Below are 20,084 nucleotides of genomic sequence, written 5' to 3'. Positions count from 1 at the left end.
CGTGGCCCCCCGGGGGATCGCGCCCCCGGGGGGCAGTGGATAGGCACTGACCGATGATCCTGACGCCAGCGTTCCACAATGTTCGTTTCGTAGAACGCTGACGTCGGGATCATCAACGAGACCCTCGCGTAAAGGACATGGCGGGCGTGGCCTCGACCCGCACCCGCCGGGGGCGGCCGGGAGCTCCACCGCGGCGACGTCCGAAGGACGATGGCCGCGTGGGACCGCGCGACGACCACCTGTTCGTCGACGCGGCGCACATCGCCCCGTTCGGCGGTTCAGGCGGGAGCGGGGGCGGGCTGGCCGTTGTTCCAGGTGGCGAGGAGGGCGTTGACGTCGCGGACGCAGCCGCCGCAGCCCGTCGTGGCGCGGGTCGCCCCGGCGACGGCCTCGCGGGTGCGGGCGCCGTCCAGCCACGCGCTCTCCAGCTGGGCGCGGGTCACGGCGTTGCAGCGGCACACCGTGGCCGCGTCCGGGTCCACGGCCTCGGCCGTCTCCGGCATCGCGTTGCCCAGCAGCAGGGCGAGCCGGTCGGCGGGGACCGGGGACTCGTGGTCGTAGAGCTGGCCGATGGCGGCGGCCGAGTCAGGGAAGCCCAGCAGGATGGCGCCCACGACGCGGTCGTCGCGCACCGACAGCTTGGCGTAGCGGCCGCCGTGGGCGTCGTTGACGGTGACGGTCTCGGCGTCCTCGGCGGCCGCGTCGCCGAAGGACACCAGGTCGATGCCCTCGGCCTTGAGCCGGGTGGCGGGGCGCGCGCCGGTGTAGCGGGCGTGCGGCGCGGCCCCGGTGAGCAGGTCCGCCAGGACGGCGGCCTGCTCCCAGCCGGGCTGGACGAGGCCGCCGCCCCCGCCGGGGTGCTGGGCGCAGTCGCCGATGGCGTGGACGCGCGGGGCAGAGGTGGTGAGCGTGTCGTCCACGACGACGGCGTGCTCGACGTGCAGGCCCGCGGCCTTGGCGAGTTCGACGCGGGCGCGCACCCCGGCGGTGATGACGAGGGCGTCCCCGGCCAGGACGCGGCCGTCGTCGAGCTCCAGTCCGGTACCGGGCAGCCAGCGCGCGGCCACCCGCCAGGAGTGCACGGTGATGCCGAGCCGGGCGTACCGGGCCTGCAGGATGCGGGCGGCGTCCTGGTCGAGTTGGCGGCGCATCAGCCACGGGGAGGACTCGACCAGGCAGACGCGGGCTCCGAGTTCGCTCAGGGCGCGCGCGGACTCCAGGCCCAGGACGCCGCCGCCAAGGACCACGACGGGCGCCCCGGGGCGGGCCAGCGCGGTCAGGCGGCGGCAGTCGTCCAGGTCGCGCAGCGCGGTCACGCCCTGCTCGGGGGCGCCCGAGGCGTCGGTGGCGCCGGGCAGGGGCGGCAGCGCCGAGCGCGCCCCGGTGGCCAGGACCAGCTCGTCGTAGTCCAGGAAGGTGCCGTCGTCCAGGGCGACCCGCCGGGCGGCGGGGTCGAGGCCGGTGGCGGCGGTCCCGGCGCGCACGGTGAGGCCGGGCGCGGTGACCTCGGGCAGCGCCAGGTCGGCGATGTCCAGGCGCCTGCTGATCACCTCGGGAAGGAGAATCCGGTTGTAGGGCCCCTCGGTCTCGGCGCCCACCACCGTGACCCGGACCCGCTCCCCCGAAGGGTCGCGCCGGGCGACCTCCTCGACGAAGCGGGCGCCCACCATGCCGTGGCCGATGACGACGACGTGCCGCGGCTGCTGAGTCATGCTGTTTCCCCTCATCGACGCGTCGCGTGCGGTCGCAGCCGCACCGCGCTCACCTTGAACTCGGGCATCCGGCTCGTCGGGTCCAGGGCCGGATTGGTCAGGTTGTTGGCCGCCTGCTCGCCCGCGTAGTGGAACGGCAGGAAAACGGTGTCCAGGCGGGCGTCGGAACGCAACCGAACCCGCGCCGCGGTCGCGCCCCGCCGGGACGTGACCTGGGCCCAGTCGCCTTCGGCGAGGCCGCAGCAGGCGGCGGTGTCGGGGTGGACCTCCACGTAGGCGTCGGGTTCGGCGTCGGCGAGTTCGGTGACGCGGCGCGTCTGCGCGCCGGACTGGTAGTGGCCCATGAGCCGCCCGGTCGTCGCCACCAGCGGGAACTCGGGATCGGTGTCCTCGGCCGCCGCCCGGTGCTCCACGGCCGCGAAGCGGGCCCGGCCGTCGGGGTGGGCGAAGGCGTCCAGGAACATGCGCGGGGTGGCGGGGCCGCCGGCGGGGGCGGGCCAGTACAGCGCCTCGCCCGAGGCCAGCCGCTCGGGGGTGACGCCGGAGTAGTCGGCGGCGCCCCCGGCGGAGGCGGCGCGCAGTTCGGCCAGGGCGTCGTCGGGTTCGGTGGGAAAGCGCGCCGGGGGCTGGCCGAGCCGGACGGCGAGGCCGTTGAGCACCTCCAGGTCGGTGCGCACGCCCGCGGGGGGTTCGGCGGCCTTGCGGCGGCGCAGCACCCGGCCCTCCAGGTTGGTCATCGTGCCGCTCTCCTCGGCCCACTGGGCCACGGGCAGCACCACGTCGGCCATCGCCGCGGACTCGGACAGCACGAAGTCGGCGACGACCAGTAGGTCCAGGGCCGCCATGCGCTCGCGGACCCGCCGCGCGTCGGGCGCGGACACCACCGGGTTGGAGCCGAACAGCAGCATGGCGCGCGGGCCGTCCCCGCGGCCCAGGGAGTCCAGGAGCTCGAAGGCGCTGGGCCCGGGGCCGGGGATCGTCGCGGGGTCCACCCCCCACACGGCGGCGACGTGCTCGCGCGCGGCCGGGTCGTCGATCCTGCGGTAGCCGGGGAGCTGGTCGGCCTTCTGGCCGTGCTCGCGTCCGCCCTGGCCGTTGCCCTGGCCGGTGATGCAGCCGTAGCCCGATCCGGGGCGGCCGGGAAGGCCCAGCGCCAGCGCCAGGTTGATCCAGGCCGAGGTGGTGTCGGTGCCCTTGGCGTGCTGCTCGACGCCCCGCCCGGTCAGGACGTAGGCGCCGGTCGCGGTGGCGAGCGCTCGGGCGGCGGCGCGGATGTCGGTGGCGGGCACGCCGGTGACGTGCTCGGCGCGTTCGGGCCACCAAGCGGCGGCGTGCCGCCACGCCTGGGCGAACCCGTTGGTGCGCTCGGTGATGTAGTCGGCGTCCAGCAGCCCTTCGAGTCGGGCGGCGTGCAGCAGGCCCAGCGCCAGGGCGAGGTCGGTGCCGGGGCGGGGTGCCAGGTGCATGCCGCCGCGCCGCAGGGCCTCGGCGGCGGTGGCGCTGCGGCGCGGGTCCACGACGATGAGCCGGGCGGCGGACAGGTGCCCCATGAGCGGGGGCATCGTCTCGGCCGGGTTGGCCCCGGCCAGCACGATCACCTCGGCCTCGTCGAGGTCGGTGACCGGGAAGGGCATGCCCCGGTCCAGGCCGAAGGCCCGGTTCCCGGCGGCGGCGGCCGAGGACATGCAGAAACGGCCGTTGTAGTCGATCCGTGAGGTGCCCAGCGCGACGCGCGCGAACTTGCCGAGCAGGTAGCTCTTCTCGTTGGTCAGGCCGCCGCTGCCGAACACCGACACCGAGTCGGCCCCGAAGGACTCGCGCAGGCCGCGCAGCCGGTCGGCCACGTGGTCCAGGGCGGTGTCCCAGTCGACGGGCTCGAGGTCGGCGCCGCGGTTCTCGCGCAGTAGCGGGGTGGTGAGCCGGTCGGGGACGGTGAGCACCTCGGCCGACGTCCAGCCCTTGCGGCACAGGCCGCCCCGGTTGGTGGGGAAGTCCGCCGGGCGGGCGGCGAGGGCGCCGCCCGGTCCGGGTTCCAGGCGCATCGCGCACTGCAGGGCGCAGTACGGGCAGTGAGTGGTGGTCATGGGGTGGCGGGCTCCGCGGCCTTGTCGACGGGACGGGTCGCGGTGGGCGTGCGCAGGTAGACGAAGTAGGTGACGGCGACGCACACCACGTAGAAGCAGAGGAAGGCGGCGAACGCGGGGGTGGCCGAACCGGTGGAGCGGAACGCCTCGCGGAAGACCAGGTTGATGGCGACCCCGCCGAAGGCCCCGACGGCGCCGATGAGGCCCAGCATGGAGCTGGCGATCCGCTTGGTGTCGGCGACGGCCTGATCGCGCGGGGTCCCCCGGCTGATCAGGTCCTCGGCCTTGGCGGCGTAGATGGTGGGGATCATCTTGTAGGTGGAGCCGTTGCCCAGCCCGGTCAGGACGAACAGCGCGCCGAAGCTGAGGACGAACAGCGTGAGCGAGCCCTGGGCGACCGCGTGGACGACCAGGCCGGTGCCCGCGGCCATGGCGACGAAGTTCCACAGCGTGACGCGGGCGCCGCCGAAGCGGTCGGCGAGCCAGCCGCCGACGGGGCGGATGAGGGACCCGAGCGCGGGGCCGATGAAGGTCACCGCCGCGGCCTCCAGCGGGGTGCGGTCGAACTGGTTCTGCAGCAGCAGGCCGAACGCGAACCCGAACCCGATGAACGAGCCGAACGTGCCGACGTACAGCAGCGCCATGATCCAGAAGTCGCGGTCCCTGGTCGCGGCGATCTGCGCGCCGACGTCGGCGCGCGCGCCGGACAGGTTGTCCATGTGCCGCCAGGCCACCCACAGCGCCAGCAGCAGGAACGGCACGTAGAACAGCGGGACGAGGTGGCCCGCGTCGACGGTGAACGCCGCGATGACGGCCAGGCCCACGAGTTGCACGGTGGCCACCCCGATGTTGCCGCCGCCCGCGTTGAGGCCCAGGGCCCAGCCCTTCTTCCTCTCGGGGAAGTAGAAGTTGATGTTGGCCATGGAGGAGGAGAAGTTCCCGCCGCCCAGGCCGGCGGTGGCCGCCAGGACCAAAAACACCCAGAAGGGGGTGTCGGGGCGCTGGACCAGCACGACCGCCAGGGCGGTGGGCACCAGCAGGACCCCGACCGAGATCAGCGTCCAGTTGCGGCCCCCGAACCTGGGGACGGCCAGCGTGTAGGGCACCCGCAGGACGGCTCCGACGAAGGAGACGACGGAGATCAGCAGGAACTTCTGCTCGGCGGAGAAGGAGAACCCGGTCTCGGGGGTCATGAACAGCACCAGCACCGACCACAGGCTCCAGACGGAGAAGCCCACGTGCTCGGCGAAGATGGAGGACCACAGGTTGCGGTGGGCGATCCTGCTGCCGCGCTCGCGCCAGAAGCCCCGGTCCTCGGGGTCCCAGTCGGCGATCCAGCGCCCCTTCGGGTCTCCCGGGGGTTTCACGGTCTCGGAGGCCACGCTCATGCCCTTCCTCGTGGGGGGATGCTTGCGAGCTGCTGCTCCAGGAGACTAGGAAGCGCCTATTGCCTGGACGTGTCATGCCGTAACGCACGGGAAACAGTCCCCTCACTCGGCCGGGAGCGGCGCGGTGAGAAGTCCGCGACGCCGCGGCCAGGGCCCTTGGCCCCGGGGCGCCCCGCCGAAGGTCCCGCCCTGCGGGTGGGAGACGCCTCCCGGGTCCGTCCGTCGGGGGCGACGGCCGCCCGTCCGCCTGCGGACCTGCTCCGGCTCCACGGGGTGTCGGCAGGGAGCGCGTCACCGAGTGCCGACCGGCCCGCGAGCGACTTGGGCGTCCCCCTCTGCGGGGGCGTCCGGCCTCCGGGGAGGACCGGTCCGGATTCCGGCGGTGGACCACCGGTCTTGACGACGGTTCGATGACGAGGCGCTTTCGCCCTGCTGGTAGGCCATGCGTTCCTGCCCCACACCCCGCTCAAGGTCCCGGGCGCGGTGACCGCAGTGACCGGCGGCCCGAACCAGGCAATACGAGGACGAACCGCGCCGGATCGGCAGGCCATTCGAAGAACCTCGGATTGGCCCGACTTCTGACCTGTGCGCTCTCCCCTTAAAGGGGATCCTGTTCCGATGTTTCCCATGTTTCCCGACCCCGGCTCCGTGCTCGTAGCGATACGCGGATCCCGGAGTCGGGATAGCATCCGGCGGGAGGTGCGGGGATGAGTTTGCGGCTTGCGGCGTACGCCGTGTGCGTTGAGGACGGGCGGGTGCTGCTCGTCCGTCACGTACCACCGGAGGGCGGGACCAGCTGGACTCTTCCGGGCGGCAGGGTCGAGCACGCGGAAGATCCGTTCGATGCGGTGATCCGGGAGGTCGCTGAGGAGACCGGCTGCGGCGCGGTGGTCGAACGCCTGCTGGGCGTGGACTCGAGGACGATCCCCGCCGCCGCCGCGCGTGCGGGGGGCGAGCACCAGAACGTCGGCATCTTCTACCGGGTTCGTATCACCGGCGGCCGACTCCGGCCTGAGCCGAACGGCGAAACCGCCGAGTCGGTCTGGACCCCGATCCCCGACGTCGCTTGCCTCCGCCGATCGTCGCTGGTCGACATCGGTCTCGCCCTGGCGCAGACCGTTCCGGCAACCGGCCACGTCGCTCCCGTCCCGGTCGGCGGCCTGATCCAGCACTGAGGCGCCACCGACGTCTGTCCCGCCGACCGTGTGGCGGATGCGCCGCGGCAACGAGCCTGGGCTGCCCTCTGAGAGCCTGCCGGACGGTCGGCCGCCGGTGACTGCTCTTACCCGCGCGGCCGGTCCGCCCTCGGATGCCGTCAGCGAACCGCCGTTGTCCCTTCCCGGCGTGCTCGACAGGCAGCCGCTGTTTCATCCGATGAAGGACTCCTCCGTCTGATGTGAGCGACAGAGGGTGGGAACGGACGAGCCGGGACGTCCCCGCGCCGGGGGCCGCGGGCCTGCGCCTGGTGGGCGGACCGTCCCTGCCGCGCCCCGGGGCGGCCTCCCCGGGTGCCCGTTCGACGGGGAAGCCGCCCGCGCCCGGTCCTGCTCCCCGGCGTCGGCCACGACCTCCCCGGACCGCTGTGGCCCCGCACCGCGGAGGAGACACGCGCCATCGCGGCGCGGACATGAGTCGTGGAGGAAACCCTCACGGGCACACCTGTTCGGCCGGGGAAGGGCCGGCTCAGTGATCCTTTCCGGCTTGCCGCGCGACCGCCCCCGACCGCGCCGCCCGACCCCCGATCCCGGAGCGGCCGAGAACCAGCAGCCCGGCCAGGACCATGGCGAGGGCCTGCGCGGCGAGCTGGACGCTGTAGACGATCCCCTCGGTCGGGAAGAAGCCGTTGCCGAAGTAGATTCCGCTGTGGACCCCGACGGCCATCCAGATGGTGCCCGTCCTCTCCCTGCTCGCGGCGCAGACGAAGCCCAGGGCCACGGCCCCGGCCGCGTAGAGGGCCACTTCGACGGCGCCCTGCGCCTCGCTCCGGGAGAAGACGTGGAACGCGCCGAAGCCCACCGACGTGAGCACCAGTACGACGCGTGGTGACAGGCGGTCCGCCAGCATGTCGTAGAGGTTGCCCCGCCATATCAGCTCTTCGGGGAATGCCTGCGCGATGATGATGAAGGCGATCACCAGGGGCAGGTAGACCAGGCCCTCCGGTTCCCACGGCACCCACACGGCCGCGCCCAGTGCGACCGAGGCGGCGTTGGCCGCGAGGAGCGCGGCGACGGTCACACCCGCGCCGAGCAGGAGCAGGGGGACGGCCGACCACGTCATCGGCAGTCCCACCCCGGCCCAGGGTCGGTGGGCGAAGCGGCGCCAGAGGTACACCGCCAGCACCGCCAGGACGGCCCCGAGCGGTTGGCCGGCCAGGAGCACGGCGACCATGAGGATGATCGTGAGGAGGACGGGCCAGACCGTCTTCGTGGCTGTCGCGCCGGTGAGGCCGGCCCGTATACGGCTTCGCGAGATCATGCCCTGATTCTCGAGAGGGAGCGGAGTGGCTGCCATCGGGGAGGGACCGGTCCTCACCCCGGAGTTCCATCGGCGTGGACGCCCCGGCTCCGTAGGGGGGAACCCTGGCCTCAGGGTCGCGCTCCGGGGTCTTCGCATGTCGGGTAAGGGAGTCGGGCGTGCTCGCCTTCGAGCGGTGGGGTCCGGGCGGCCCGCCCTCGTTCGCGGTCGGTGACGCGACCGCGAGCGGCGACCGCGCACGGCGGCCCGGAGCTTCGCGGAGTTCGGGGCCGCCCGCCCCACGATCCACCGGCGCCCGGGACAGGCGTTGGCGCGCCGTTCGGCCGGGCGGGCTCGTGGAGACGCCGGTGGGAGGTCAGAAGCGGAACGTCCCGACGAACCCGGGGAGGAGGCCGGCGTCGCCCTCCACCCGAACGCTGCCGTCGGCCAGTGCCTGGTCGGGGGTCGTGGCGCCGGTCATCAGGGCGTGGATGCCCTGGTCGGCGAGCCGCTCGATGACGAGGTCGGGAGACGGGTGCGGGCCGATGCCGACCGTCAGGGCTCCGGCGGTGATCTGCAGGCGGAGGGTGAACCCGCCCATGCGGACCTCGTAGCCGACGGTGGCGTCCTGAGCGGCTTCCGGCCGGTAGGTGGTGCGGAAGGCCATGGCCACCGACTCGGCGGTGACGACCTCGCCGGGGCGGGGCCCGGTCATCGTGCGGGCGCCCCAGCGGCCGAGCGCGATCAGCGCCGGTTCGAGGTCGTGCCCGTAGTCGGTGAGCTCGTAGACGACCGAGCGCTCGGGGTGGGGCAGTGCGCGACGGGTGGCCAGACCCGCCTCCTCGAGCTGTTTGAGGCGGGTGGACAGGATGTTGGTCGGGATGGCCGGCAGCCCCTTGCGCAGATCGGTGTAGCGCTGGGGTCCCGACAGCAGGTTGCGGACGATCAGCAGCGTCCAGCGCTCGCCGACCATCTCCAACGCGCGGGCCAGGCCGCAGAACTGTCCGTACTCACGAGCTGCCATGCTCCACATCCTACATCGAGATGCAGTTGACAAACTATGCTTGCAAAATGCAAGCTTACTTCTCGTCCGGCCGCCGGTTGGACCCCCAGTCACGTGTTGAGGAGTGATCGCATGACGACGCGGAAGATCGCGGCCGGCCTGTTCGTCTCACTGGACGGTGTGGTGGAGGCGCCCGAGACATGGCACTTCCCCTACCTGGACGAGGAGATGGGCGCGGCGGTCGGCCAGATGTACGCCGAGGCCGACACCCTGTTGCTGGGGCGGGTCACCTACGAGGCGTTCGCGGCCGTCTGGCCGCACCAGACCGGCGAGCTGGCCGAGGCGATCAACGGCATCCGCAAACTGGTCGCCTCCACCACCCTCCCCGGAACCGACTGGACCAACGCGGACCTCATCGAGGGCGACGTCGTCGCCGCGGTCAAGGAACTCAAGGCGGGACCCGGCGGCGCCATCGCGGTGGCGGGCAGCATCAGCCTGGTCCGCACCCTGCTCGGGGCCGGACTCCTGGACGAGCTGCGCCTGCTGGTCCACCCCCTGGTGGTCGGCGCCGGAGAGCGCCTGTTCCCCGACGGCACCGCTCCCGCGCGGTTGGACCTCACCCGGTCGGCCGCCTTCACCACCGGTGTGCTCGACCTGACCTACCAGCCTTCCTGACCTACCTCCCTGACCTACCCGCAGACAAGAACGGAAGACACCGATGAACGACGCCCCGCCCCCCGTCGGGACCAGGACGCTCCAGGTCCCCGGCGCGCGCCTGCACTACGAGGTCCGGGGAAGCGGACCGCTGCTGCTGATGATCCCCGGCGCGCCCGCCGACGCCGGGGCCCTGGCCGGGCTGGCGGCATGTCTGGCCGACCGCTTCACCGTCGTCACCTACGACCAGCGCGGCCTGTCGCGCAGCGTCCTCACCGAACCGCCCGCCGACTCCGACGTCGCGGTCTTCGGCGACGACGCCCATCGCCTGCTGGACGCCCTCGGCGAGGGGCCGGCCTATGTGGTGGGCAACAGCGGCGGCGCGCTCACCGCCCTGGACCTGGCCGCGCGCCACCCCGGGCAGGTGCGCGCCCTGGTCGTGCACGAGCCGCCCCTCCCCGAACTGCTGACCGACCGCGAACACTGGCGGGCGGTGTTCCAGGACGTGCACGACACCTACCGAGAGCAGGGCGCGGGCGCGGCGATGGGCAAGTTCGTCGCCGCAGTGAACGGCCCCGGCAGCGCGCCTCCCGCGATGCCCGACCCCTCCCGGATGCCGCCCGAGGCGCTGGAGACGATGGGCCGCGTCCAGGGCAACCTCGACCACTTCCTGGCCCACGTCCTGCTGCCCGTGCTGCGCTTCACCCCCGACACCGCCGCGCTGCGCTCCGGCCCCGTCCCGATCACCGTCGGCATCGGCGAGTCCTCGGGCGACGGCGTTCCCGCACTGTCGGCGCGGGCGCTGGCCGAGCGGCTCGGCGTCGAGCCGCTCACCTTCCCCGGCGACCACCAGGGCCTGGCGACCGACGCTCCCGCCTGCGCCGAGACCATCCACGCGGTCCTCGCCTGACCGCCTTCGACGAAACGGAGTTCCCGGCCATGGCCGCACCGCCCAAGGGCGACCCCACCAGCTACTTCCCCGCGATCGAATCCAGGTACGGACGCCCCGTCCAGGACTGGATCGACCTCATCGCGTCCTCTCCCCTGACCAGGCACATGGAACTCGTCAGCTGGCTCAAGACCGAGCACGGCCTCGGACACGGCCACGCCAACGCTCTGGTCGCCCACACCCTGGCCACCAGGGAGTAGGCAGCCCTGCCATCCGCCCACCCGCGCGGCCGCGAGGGTGGGCGGTCCGCCCGCCGGGTAGTCGCGGGGCATGGGAACAGAACAGGGCGACGTCGAGATCCGGCGGGTGTACGACGACGGGGTGCGCGACGGGACGGGGACGCGCGGGCGGCGGGTGTTCCTCGTCGACGGGATCTGGCCGCGCGGGGTCCGCAAGGCGGACCTGCGGCTCGACGGCTGGCCGAAGGAGGCCGCGCCCAGCGCCGACCTGCGCCGGTGCTTCGGCCACGACCCCGAGCGGTGGAGCGGGTTCCGCGACCGGTACCGGGCCGAGCTCGACCGGCTCGACGGGGCCGACCCCCTGACCCCGCTGCTGGACGCCGCCCGCCGGGGACCGGTGACCCTGCTCTACGCGGCCTCGGACACCGAGCACAACAACGCCGTCGTCCTGCGCGAGTACCTGCTGGAACGACTGGGAACCTGAGTCGTCGGCCCGCCGGACGGGGCCGCTCCCATGGGCCTGGTTCGCGGTGCTCTCCCGGTGATCGTGACCTTTCCGGGGCCTCAGCCACCTCTGAGGCCCCGGAAAGGTCACGATCACCGGGAGAGCCGGGCGGCACGGCGTCAGGCCCGCGCCGCCCTCCTTCCGGCGGCCCGCCGGGCCAGGACGCCGTGGCGGGGGGCGCACAGGTAGGCGGCGGTGAAGGCCAGGGCCTGGGCGATCACGATCGCGCCGCCGGGGGCCACGTCCAGGTGGAAGCTGGCGTAGGTGCCCAGGACCGCGGCCGCCACCGACACCGCGACGGAGATCAGCAGCATCCGCTCGAAGCGGTCGGTGAGCAGGTAGGCGGTGGCGCCCGGGATGATCACCATGGCGACCACCATGATGATGCCGACCGCCTGCAGCGCGATGACCACCGTCACCGACAGCAGCCCCAGCAGCAGTGCCTCCAGGCGGCGCGGGCTCAGCCCGATGGCGTGGGCGTGCGTGGGGTCGAAGGCGAACAGGGTCAGGTCGCGGTGCTTGACCGCCACGACGGCCAGCGTCAGCGCGGCCATCACCAGGATCTGCACGATGTCCAGGTCGCGCACCCCCAGGGGGTTGCCGAACAGGATGTGCTTGAGGTCGGTGTTGCTGGGGAACTTCGACAGCAACACGATGCCCACGGCGAACAGCGCGGTGAACACGATGCCGATCGCGGCGTCCTCCTTGACCCGGGAGGTGCGGTTGACCACGCCGATCATCGCCACCGACCCCGCGCCGAACGCCAGCGCGCCCAGGGCGAAGGGCAGCCCCAGCATGTACGACAGCACCACCCCGGGCAGCACCGCGTGCGAGATCGCGTCGCCCATCAGCGACCAGCCGATGAGCGTCATCCAGCAGGACAGGACCGCGCACACCACTCCGGCCAGCACGCTGACCAGCAGCGCCCGCTGCATGAACTCGAACCCGAACGGGACCGTGAACCACTCGACGACCGCGGTCACCGCGCGCCCTCCCGCTCGTCCAGCCCGAACGCCCGCAGCAGCCGCTCGGGGGTGAGCACGTCCTCGGGCGTCCCCCGGGCGACGACGTGCCGCTGCAGCAGCACGGCCTCGTCGCAGAACCCGGCCACCCCGGCCAGGTCGTGCGTCGACACCAGCAGGGTGGCGCCCGCGTCGCGCATGGCGCGCAGCACCTCGACGATGGTGGCCTCCGAGCGCTTGTCCACGCCCGCGAACGGCTCGTCGAGCAGGAACAGGCTCGCCCCCTGGGCGATGCCGCGCGCCACGAACGCGCGCTTGCGCTGGCCGCCCGAGAGCGCGCCGATCTGGCGGTGCGCCAGACCGGCGAGGTCGGTGCGCTCCAGGGCCTCGGCCACCGCCGCGCGGTCGGCCTCGCGGGGGCGGCGGGTGGGGCCCATGTGCCCGTAGCGGCCCATCATCACCACGTCGACCACCCGGACCGGGAACGCCCAGTCCACCTGTTCGGACTGGGGGACGTAGCCCAGCAGGCCGCGCCTGCGCGCCCGGGCGGGGGGCATCCCGTGGACCAGCACGCTCCCCCGCTCGGGGGCGAGCATGCCGGTGACGGTCTTGAACAGGGTGGACTTGCCCGATCCGTTGGTGCCGAGCAGGCCGCACACGGTGCCGTGCCCGATCTCGACGGTGACGTCGTCCAGGGCCAGGACGTCGTCGTAGCGCACGGTGACACCGCGCACCGAGAGGGCGGGGGCGCTGCCCGTCACGACCGGCCCCCTTCCCCGCCCAGGCCCGCGACGATGGCCTCGGCGTCGTGGCGCAGCAGGTCCAGGTAGGTGGGCACGGGCCCGTCGGCGGGCGAGAGCGAGTCCACGTACAGGGGCTCCCCCATGGCGGCGCCGGTCTCGCGGGCCACCTGGCGCTGGGCGCCGTCGTTCACGGTGCTCTCGCAGAACACGGCCGGGACCTCGTTGTCGCGCACGAAGCGGACCACCGCGGCGACCTGCTGGGGGGTGCCCTCGCCGTCGGAGTTCATCGGCCACAGGTAGCTCTCGGCCAGGCCGGTGTCGCGCGCCAGGTAGGAGAACGCGCCCTCGCAGGTGACCAGGGCGCGGTGCGCCTCGGGGAGCCCGGCGATCTCGGCGTCGAGGAAGTCGCCGATCTCGGTGATCTCGGCCTTGTACGCCTCGGCGTTGGCCGCGTAGTCCTCGGCGTGCCCGGGGTCGATCTCGGTGAGCGCCGCACGGATGTTGTCGACGTAGACCAGCGCGTTGTCGGGGGACATCCACGCGTGCGGGTTGGGCTCGCCCTCGTATCCGCCGGAGGCGACGGGGATGGTCTCCACCCCCTCGGTCAGAACGCGGGTGGGGGCGTCGACCTGGTCGGTGAACTGCTCGAACCACAGCTCCAGGTTCATCCCGTTGGCGAGGACGAGGTCGGCGTCCTGGCCGCGGACCAGGTCGTCGGGGGTGGGCTCGTACTCGTGGATCTCGGCGCCGACCTTGGTGACGGACTCCACCCGGACGTGGTCGCCCGCGACGTTGCGGGTCATGTCGGCGAGCACGGTGAAGGTGGTGAGCACCTGGGGGCGGCCGTCGTCGGCCTGGTCGGCGTTGGAGGCGGAGCAGCCGGTGAGAGCGGCGGCGAGGACGAGAGAGGCCCCGAGCATGGGAAAGCCGGGCCAATCTTTAATGTTCGGCACGCCTAACTCTTACCACGGGGCTATTCCCTCTAATCCCGTCCGGAGGACTTCCAGCCGGGGGAGGCGACGAGGGGGCGCAACGCCGCACCCGCTCATGCGACAGGGCGGGCTCGGAGAACGAGCGCGCCCGCGCGCCGCCGTCCACACCGCGTCGCCCCAGCCCCCTTCCCGCCCGTTCGCGTCGCGCCAGGACGACGGCGCCCGCCGAGTCGCGGCGGCTCCACGGGGTAGGCGGCCGTGGATCCGAGGAGAGGGCGGAGACATGACCGGACCAGAACGACCCGCCGCGCGTCCGCGGCGCCTGCGCTCGATGGCGGCCGCCGCGCTGATCGGTGTCGGGGTCATGGCCGCGGTGGACGAGATCGTCTTCCACCAGATCCTGGCCTGGCACCACTTCTACGACCGTTCCACCCCCGCTGCGGGCCTGCTGTCCGACGGCCTGCTGCACACCGCGGAACTCCTCGCCGTGGTCGCCGGAATCGCCCTCTACGCGGACCTGTGCCGCCGCCGCGCCGTGGCCGCCGCGCACGCCCGGGCCGGGGTGCTCCTGGGGCTGGGGGGCTTCCAGCTCTTCGACGGCGTCGTCAACCACAAGCTGCTGCGCCTGCACCAGGTCCGCTACGGCGTCGACCTCCTGCCCTACGACCTGGCCTGGAACGCCGCCGGCCTCCTCCTGCTGGCCGCGGGCCTGGTGGCCGCCGTGCGCGCGCGCCGCTCCCCCGGGGAGTGAGTCCGGTGCCCCTGGCGCACGGCCACCCCGCGGGCTCCGCCCCCGGACCGGCGGTGCTGCTCGCGGCCGCCGCCGTGCTGTCGGCGGTCGCGGCCTACCTCGCGGCCGCCGCCCGGCTGCGGCGGCGCGGCGACGCCTGGCCCCGGGCGCGGGACGCCTTCTTCGGCGCCGGCGGCACCGCGTTGGCCGCGGCAGCCCTGGCCGTGCCGCCGGGCGGCGCGTTCACCGCCCACATGCTCCAGCACCTCGCCGTCGGTATGGTCGCCCCACTGCTGCTCGTGCTGGCCCGCCCGCTCACCCTCCTCCTGCGGACCCTGGGCCCGGGGCGGACGCGCCGCCGCCTGCTCGCGGTCCTCCACTCCCGCGCCGCCGCCTGGCTGGTCTTCCCGCCGCTGGCGGCGGTGCTGGACATCGGCGGGCTGTGGGTGCTCTACCGGACCCCGCTGTTGGCCGCGACCCACCACCATCCCCTGGTCCACGCCGCGGTCCATGCGCACGTCCTGGCCGCGGGGCTGCTGTTCAGCCTCGCGGTCTGCCGGCTCGATCCCCTGCGCCGCCGGTGGGGCCTCGCCTGGCGCTCCACCGCCCTGCTGGGCGCCGGGGCGGCCCACGCCGTCCTCGCCAAGACCCTCTACGCCGTGCCCCCGCCCGGCACCGGGTTTCCGGCCGCCGACCTGCGCACCGGGGCGAAGCTGATGTACTACGGCGGCGACCTGGTCGAGGTCGCCCTCGCCGCCGTGCTCGCCGTCCAGTGGTACGCCGCGGCCGGCCGCGCGCAGGCCCGCGCCCGGCGCCACGGGAGGCCCGGACCACCGCGACGACCGTAACGGGGGCCGCGCCGACGGCAACGCACGCGCGGCGGTCCTCCTGCCCTCCGACGAGAGCCGCCGGACGACCGGCGCCGTCCTTCCCGGCGGTCTCACGCCGGCCGCCGCCCCTTTCCGGCCGACCGCTGACCGGAGGGCGGGGCGGGGTCTTCGGCGGTCCGCCCGTTCAGGCGTCGGCGGCGATCCACAGCGCGTCGGCCACGCCCACGCCGATGGACTGCTCGCGCTGCTCGGCCCCGGCGCCCAGGCGCACCACGAGCGGGCCGCCGAAGGGCTGGCGCTCCACCAGTTCGACCCGCATGCCGATGCCGATCCGCTGTCCCGCCAGGTAGCGCAGCAGGTCGGGGTCGGTGTCGTTGACCCGCATGATCACGCCGCCGGTCCCGGGGTCGAGCTCGGACAGCAGCCGGGTCTCGCGCGTGACGACCCGGCCGTCGCGGGTGGGGATGGGGTCGCCGTGCGGATCGACGGTGGGGTGGCCCAGGTGGTCGGCGATCCGGTCCACGAACTGGTCGGACACGACGTGCTCGAGGATCTCGGCCTCGTCGTGGACCTCGTCCCAGGAGTACCCGAGCGCCTCGACCAGGTACAGCTCGATCAGCCGGTGCCTGCGCAGCACGGCGAGGGCGACCTTGTCGCCGGTGGGGGTCAGGCGCACGTCCCCGTAGCGCTGGTGGTCCACCAGCCCGAGCTCGCCGAGTTTGCGCAGCATGCCCGACACCGAGGAGCTGGACACCGCGAGCCTTTCGGCCACCCGCGAGATGGTCACCGGCCCCGACCCGCGTTCCTGCAGGTCGTAGATGACCTTGACGTAGTCCTCGACCGACGTCGACGGCCGGCTGGAAGCGATCCCCATGGGCGTTACGCTATCGCGGCCCGCCGGCGGGGGCCCGGTCCCGTCCGGCGCGACCCGGCCGACCGGTTCCGTCAGTTTCTCGGCCGACGCGGCGCGGTCGGCCGGTGCGGCCTGAACTGCGGGTTCCGGTCGGGGCGAAACCACTCCGGAGTTGCCCGCGAGTCACGTACGCGTGACGGTCTGTTGACACGATAAGTGATCTGTATCACTATTTGGGTGTCAATCCACCCTGGGAGCGCTCCCAAAACCTTCCGCATCCATCCCTGGGGAGCGCTTCCCGCCCCACGGGAGGTGATGCGCCGGACCGCTCCTCGACGGTCCCCGGTCGCCGTGGCCCGCCCCCACCACGGCCACGGCGACCACCCCCCACTCCAGAGGCACAAAGGAGTCCCACGGTGAAAACGAGAAGCCGGCTCGCCGGACTCGGCGCGCTCGCCGGACTGGCGGCGACGCTCGCCGTCGTGGTCCCGGCGGCGCCCGCCGCGGCGCACGGCGGGCTCACCTTCCCCGCCACCCGCACCTACGCCTGCTACGTGAACGGCATCGAGGGCGGCAACGGCGGCAACATCGTGCCGACCAACCCCGCCTGCCAGAACGCGCTCGCGGAGAACGGCAACTACCCCTTCTACAACTGGTTCGGCAACCTCATCAGCGACGCGGGCGGCCGCCACCGCGAGATCATCCCCGACGGCGAGCTGTGCGGGCCGACCGCGAACTTCAGCGCCTTCAACGCCCCCGGCGAGGACTGGCCCACCACCACCCTGCGGCCCCGGAGCCAGATCACCTTCCAGTACAACGCCTGGGCGCCGCACCCCGGCACCTGGTACCAGTACGTCACCAAGGACGGCTGGGACCCCGACAGCCCGCTGGGCTGGGACGACCTCGAATCCGCCCCGTTCGACCAGGTGACCGACCCGCCGCTGCGCTCGGGAGGCCCCGAGGGCGCGGAGTACCACTGGGACGCCACACTGCCCGACAAGAGCGGCCGGCACGTCATCTACTCCATCTGGCAGCGCTCGGACAGCCCCGAGGCCTTCTACAACTGCTCCGACGTGGTCTTCGACGACGACGGCGGCACGAACCCCGACCCCGGCGACACCACGGCCCCGACCGCGCCCGGCACCCCCGAGGCCGGCACCCTGAACGGCACCTCGGCCCGGATCAGCTGGCCTGCGGCCGACGACGACGTCGGCGTCACCGGGTACACCGTCCACGACACGGACACCGGCGAGACGCTGGCCACCACCCCCAACACCAGCGCCACCCTCAGCGGCCTGACACCCGACACCGAGTACGGCGTCCACGTCGTCGCGCGCGACGCCGCCGGGAACACGTCGCCGCCGTCGCCGACCCTCACCTTCAACTCCGGCGGCGCGCCCCAGACCTCCTGCGAGGTCGACTACGCCACCCCCGATCCCTGGCACGGCGGGTTCACCGCGCAGGTGAGCGTCTACAACGGAGGCCACGAGGCCGTCAACGGCTGGGAACTGGAGTGGGACTTCACCAACGGTGAGACCGCCACCCAGAGCTGGAACTCCACGCTCGTGCAGTCCGGCACCACCGTGACGGTCTCCAACGCCTCCTGGAACGCGGTCATCCCGCACCACGGCTCCGTCGAGTTCGGCTTCAACGCCGACGCCCCCTCGGGGCCCGGGACCCCGGAGGGCTTCACACTCAACGGCAGCCCCTGCTCCGTGGCCTAGGAAGGGCCTCCGGGTCCGCTTCGGGCGGGTGAGCGCCCGAAACGGACCCGGGGACACGACCTGACCGCGGCCCCGGAGAGAACGCGGTGGGGACGGGTTCCCCCTCCCGCCCCCACCGCCCGGGAGCGGTCCGGCGCGCGGTCCGGCGCGCCGGACCGCTGACGGGAGGTTCGGACGGCCGGGCGTGCCCCCCATTTCGGCCGGCCGTCCGAACCTGCCGTCAGCGGTCCAGAGCGCGCAGCGGGACAGCGGCCTTGAGCAGCATCTCCGCGTACTCCTGCTCAGGGTCCGAATCGAGCACGATCGCGCCGCCCGCCCCCGCTGTCAGCACTCCCCCGTGGCTGACGGCGGTACGGATCACGATGCTCAGATCGGCCGTCCCCGAGTGCGACAGGTACCCCAGCGCGCCCGAGTAGACGCCGCGGGCGCCGGGCTCCAGCCGGTCCAGGATCTCCATGGTGCGCGGCTTCGGCGCGCCGGTCATCGAACCGCCGGGGAAGCACGCCCGCACCGCCTCCACCGCCGAGACGCCCGGGCGGAGCCGCCCCCGCACGGTGGAGACCAGCTGGTGCACCGTGGCGTAGGACTCGGTGTACATGAACGAGGGGACCTCGACGCTGCCGACCTCGCACACCCGGCCCAGGTCGTTGCGGAGCAGGTCGACGATCATCAGGTTCTCCGCGCGCGTCTTGGCGCTGGTGCGCAGCTCGTCGCGGAGCAGGGCGTCCCGGACCGGGTCGGGGTGGCGCGGCGCGGTGCCCTTGATCGGGCGGCTCTCCGCCACGCCGTCGCGGTCCACCCGCAGGAAGCGCTCGGGGGAGGCGCTGTGCACGGTGGTGGCGCCCAGCTTCAGCAGCGCCGCGTAGGGGGCGGGCCCGCTGCGGCGCAGCCGCCGGTAGAAGGCCGTCTCGTCAGCGGGGGCGGGGAGGCGGGCGCGGTCGGTCAGGCAGATCTCGTAGCTCTCCCCCGCCGCCAGCTCGCCCAGGCACTCCTTGACGGCCGACAGGTAGGACGCGCGCGAGCGCTCCAGGTGGGGTGCGGGGTCGGGCGCGGACCCCGCCGGGGCGGCGGGGGCCGGGAGCGGGCGCGCCTCCGCCAGCGCGTGCGCGGTGCGCTCCAGCCAGTCGGGGTCCCCGTCCGCGCAGACCAGGTAGGTGCGGTGCGCCGTGTGGTCGACCGCCACGAAGCGGTCGCAGCGCAGCCACACGGCGTCGGGGGTGGCCGAGCGGTGCGCCGCCGCGCCGCCGCAGTCGGCCTTGAGCTCGTACCCGAAGTAGCCGACGTAGCCGCCGGCGAAGTCGAAGGGCAGGTCGGGGTGGGCGGTGGGCGCCGGGTCGACGCGCGCGGCGAGCGCGTCGAAGACGGTGCCCGGCTCGCTGGAACGGGCGCCGTCGGCGGCGCGCACGCGCACCGCTCCCTCGCCCACCCGGTAGGTGAGCACCTCCCCGTGCGGGCCGTCGGCGTCGCCGAGGAAGGAGAACCGCGCGGTGCCGCCGACGCGGCTGCTGTCCAGCCAGAACGCGTACTCGCGGTCGCCGTACAGGGAGAGGAAGGCCGATTCGGCGTCCACCTCGCGCTCCAGCACCCGAAACCGCAGGGCCCCGGGTTGCGGACGCGAGGCGCGTGCACGGGTTTCGGTCTTCGGGGCCTGGCGTTTTCCCAGGTCGGAGGGGGAGGGTTCGGGGCCTCGCGCGGGCGTGGGGGTTTCGGTCGCCTTCGCGCCGACGGCGCCGCGCGGGGTTTCGGACACCTTCCGGCGGGGGCGGACCACGACGGCCCGGCTCCCCGCGGCGAGGTCGGCGAAGTTGCGCACGAGGGCGCGGCCGTGCTCGCTCGCGACGGACTCGGGGTGGAACTGCACCCCCCAGCGCGGCAGCTCCCGGTGCTCCAGCGCCATGACCACGCCGTCCTCGGCCCACGCGGTGGCCCTCAGGTCCGCGGGCAGGGGTTCGGGCACCCGCAGCGAGTGGTAGCGCACGGCGGTGAAGTCCTGCGGTACGCCCGCGAAGAGCCCTGACCCGTCGTGCCGCACCCGGGTCAGGTGGCCGTGCCGGGGGACGGGCGCCGCGGCGACCTCGCCGCCGGCCGCGTGCGCGATGGCCTGGTGGCCCAGGCACACCCCCAGCACCGGCACCCCCGTGGCCAGCACCCTCGGAACGTGCCCGACATCCCGCGCGCGCAGCGGGGTTCCGGGACCGGGCGAGACCACCACGGCGTCGAACCGCTCGGGATCGAGGGAGTCCCACTCGGGCGCGTCGTTGGCCACCACCACCGGCTCCTCGCCCAGGACCCCGGCGATCAACTGGAAGAGGTTGTAGGTGTAGGAGTCGTGGTTGTCCACGACGAGCACCCGCACGGCGCACCCCCAACTCCCGCGAACCC

Annotated in this window: 18 protein-coding genes; 8 read left to right on the top strand and 10 right to left on the bottom strand. The window is 73.7% G+C overall.

The window, feature by feature from the left end:
- Nucleotides 1-278 precede the first annotated feature (278 nt).
- Genes EV190_RS20565 through EV190_RS20555 form a run of 3 tightly spaced genes read right to left on the bottom strand, consistent with a single transcriptional unit; the run spans nt 279 to nt 5,184 of the window.
- The gene (locus EV190_RS20565) at nt 279-1,712 is read right to left on the bottom strand and encodes an FAD-dependent oxidoreductase (RefSeq protein WP_133743243.1); all 1,434 of its coding nucleotides are present in this window, start codon (nt 1,710-1,712) and stop codon (nt 279-281) included.
- 11 nt (nt 1,713-1,723) lie between these two features.
- Complete coding sequence (locus EV190_RS20560; protein ID WP_133743242.1) at nt 1,724-3,796, bottom strand: molybdopterin oxidoreductase family protein; 2,073 nt, start codon at nt 3,794-3,796, stop codon at nt 1,724-1,726.
- A complete protein-coding gene (locus EV190_RS20555; protein ID WP_133743241.1) occupies nt 3,793-5,184 on the bottom strand; it encodes an MFS transporter in 1,392 nt (463 codons plus the stop codon). The genes EV190_RS20560 and EV190_RS20555 overlap by 4 nt, the downstream gene beginning before the upstream one ends.
- Before the next feature lie 707 nt (nt 5,185-5,891).
- Here EV190_RS20555 and EV190_RS20550 point away from each other — a divergent pair.
- Nucleotides 5,892-6,359 carry an NUDIX hydrolase gene (locus tag EV190_RS20550; RefSeq protein ID WP_133743240.1) on the top strand — a complete coding sequence of 156 codons (468 nt, stop codon included), beginning with the start codon at nt 5,892-5,894 and terminating at the stop codon, nt 6,357-6,359.
- A gap of 508 nt (nt 6,360-6,867) precedes the next feature.
- Here EV190_RS20550 and EV190_RS20545 read toward each other — a convergent pair.
- Both EV190_RS20545 and EV190_RS20540 read right to left on the bottom strand, forming a co-directional pair.
- Entirely contained in the window at nt 6,868-7,659 is a 792-nt protein-coding gene (locus EV190_RS20545) for a CPBP family intramembrane glutamic endopeptidase (protein ID WP_166655518.1), read from the bottom strand.
- Between the two features lie 355 nt (nt 7,660-8,014).
- Nucleotides 8,015-8,662, bottom strand: a complete 648-nt coding sequence (locus tag EV190_RS20540; protein WP_133743238.1) for a winged helix-turn-helix transcriptional regulator — start codon at nt 8,660-8,662, stop codon at nt 8,015-8,017.
- Between the two features lie 111 nt (nt 8,663-8,773).
- Here EV190_RS20540 and EV190_RS20535 point away from each other — a divergent pair, with 111 nt between their 5' ends.
- The 4 genes from EV190_RS20535 (at nt 8,774) to EV190_RS20520 (ending at nt 10,907) form a co-directional block, all read left to right on the top strand.
- Nucleotides 8,774-9,316, top strand: coding sequence for a dihydrofolate reductase family protein (locus tag EV190_RS20535; RefSeq protein ID WP_133743237.1), 543 nt, complete (start codon nt 8,774-8,776; stop codon nt 9,314-9,316).
- A 43-nt stretch (nt 9,317-9,359) separates the two neighbouring features.
- Nucleotides 9,360-10,205 carry an alpha/beta fold hydrolase gene (locus EV190_RS20530; protein WP_133743236.1) on the top strand — a complete coding sequence of 282 codons (846 nt, stop codon included), beginning with the start codon at nt 9,360-9,362 and terminating at the stop codon, nt 10,203-10,205.
- A gap of 29 nt (nt 10,206-10,234) precedes the next feature.
- Nucleotides 10,235-10,444 carry a DUF4287 domain-containing protein gene (locus tag EV190_RS20525; RefSeq protein WP_133743235.1) on the top strand — a complete coding sequence of 70 codons (210 nt, stop codon included), beginning with the start codon at nt 10,235-10,237 and terminating at the stop codon, nt 10,442-10,444.
- Nucleotides 10,445-10,514: 70 nt separating this feature from the next.
- A complete protein-coding gene (locus EV190_RS20520) occupies nt 10,515-10,907 on the top strand; it encodes a DUF488 domain-containing protein (RefSeq protein WP_133743234.1) in 393 nt (130 codons plus the stop codon).
- Nucleotides 10,908-11,047: 140 nt separating this feature from the next.
- On the opposite strand, the gene EV190_RS20515 is transcribed toward EV190_RS20520, so the two are convergent.
- Genes EV190_RS20515 through EV190_RS20505 form a run of 3 tightly spaced genes read right to left on the bottom strand, consistent with a single transcriptional unit; the run spans nt 11,048 to nt 13,553 of the window.
- Nucleotides 11,048-11,863, bottom strand: coding sequence for a metal ABC transporter permease (locus tag EV190_RS20515; RefSeq protein WP_133743259.1), 816 nt, complete (start codon nt 11,861-11,863; stop codon nt 11,048-11,050).
- A 44-nt stretch (nt 11,864-11,907) separates the two neighbouring features.
- The gene (locus tag EV190_RS20510; RefSeq protein WP_133743233.1) at nt 11,908-12,651 is read right to left on the bottom strand and encodes a metal ABC transporter ATP-binding protein; all 744 of its coding nucleotides are present in this window, start codon (nt 12,649-12,651) and stop codon (nt 11,908-11,910) included.
- Nucleotides 12,648-13,553, bottom strand: a complete 906-nt coding sequence (locus EV190_RS20505) for a metal ABC transporter substrate-binding protein (RefSeq protein ID WP_133743232.1) — start codon at nt 13,551-13,553, stop codon at nt 12,648-12,650. Before EV190_RS20505 ends, EV190_RS20510 begins: the two co-directional genes overlap by 4 nt.
- Before the next feature lie 295 nt (nt 13,554-13,848).
- Between EV190_RS20505 and EV190_RS20500 the strand changes: the two genes are divergently transcribed.
- Both EV190_RS20500 and EV190_RS20495 read left to right on the top strand, forming a co-directional pair.
- Nucleotides 13,849-14,316, top strand: a complete 468-nt coding sequence (locus EV190_RS20500; RefSeq protein WP_133743231.1) for a DUF2243 domain-containing protein — start codon at nt 13,849-13,851, stop codon at nt 14,314-14,316.
- A 5-nt stretch (nt 14,317-14,321) separates the two neighbouring features.
- Nucleotides 14,322-15,143, top strand: coding sequence for a cytochrome c oxidase assembly protein (locus EV190_RS20495; RefSeq protein WP_133743230.1), 822 nt, complete (start codon nt 14,322-14,324; stop codon nt 15,141-15,143).
- A 166-nt stretch (nt 15,144-15,309) separates the two neighbouring features.
- Here the strand turns inward: EV190_RS20495 and EV190_RS20490 are convergent, their stop codons facing one another.
- Complete coding sequence (locus tag EV190_RS20490; protein ID WP_133743229.1) at nt 15,310-15,999, bottom strand: metal-dependent transcriptional regulator; 690 nt, start codon at nt 15,997-15,999, stop codon at nt 15,310-15,312.
- A gap of 395 nt (nt 16,000-16,394) precedes the next feature.
- On the opposite strand from EV190_RS20490, the gene EV190_RS20485 reads away from it, so the two are divergent.
- Nucleotides 16,395-17,702, top strand: coding sequence for a lytic polysaccharide monooxygenase (locus tag EV190_RS20485; protein ID WP_133743228.1), 1,308 nt, complete (start codon nt 16,395-16,397; stop codon nt 17,700-17,702).
- Between the two features lie 220 nt (nt 17,703-17,922).
- On the opposite strand, the gene pabB is transcribed toward EV190_RS20485, so the two are convergent.
- Nucleotides 17,923-20,058 carry an aminodeoxychorismate synthase component I gene (gene pabB, locus EV190_RS20480; protein WP_133743227.1) on the bottom strand — a complete coding sequence of 712 codons (2,136 nt, stop codon included), beginning with the start codon at nt 20,056-20,058 and terminating at the stop codon, nt 17,923-17,925.
- Between the last annotated feature and the right edge of the window lie 26 nt (nt 20,059-20,084).

The sequence above is a fragment of the Actinorugispora endophytica genome, assembly GCF_004363075.1.
In the GTDB taxonomy this organism is placed as follows: domain Bacteria; phylum Actinomycetota; class Actinomycetes; order Streptosporangiales; family Streptosporangiaceae; genus Actinorugispora; species Actinorugispora endophytica.
The sequence above is the reverse complement of the archived record's forward strand: the minus strand, read 5'-3'. Positions and strand labels throughout refer to the sequence as shown.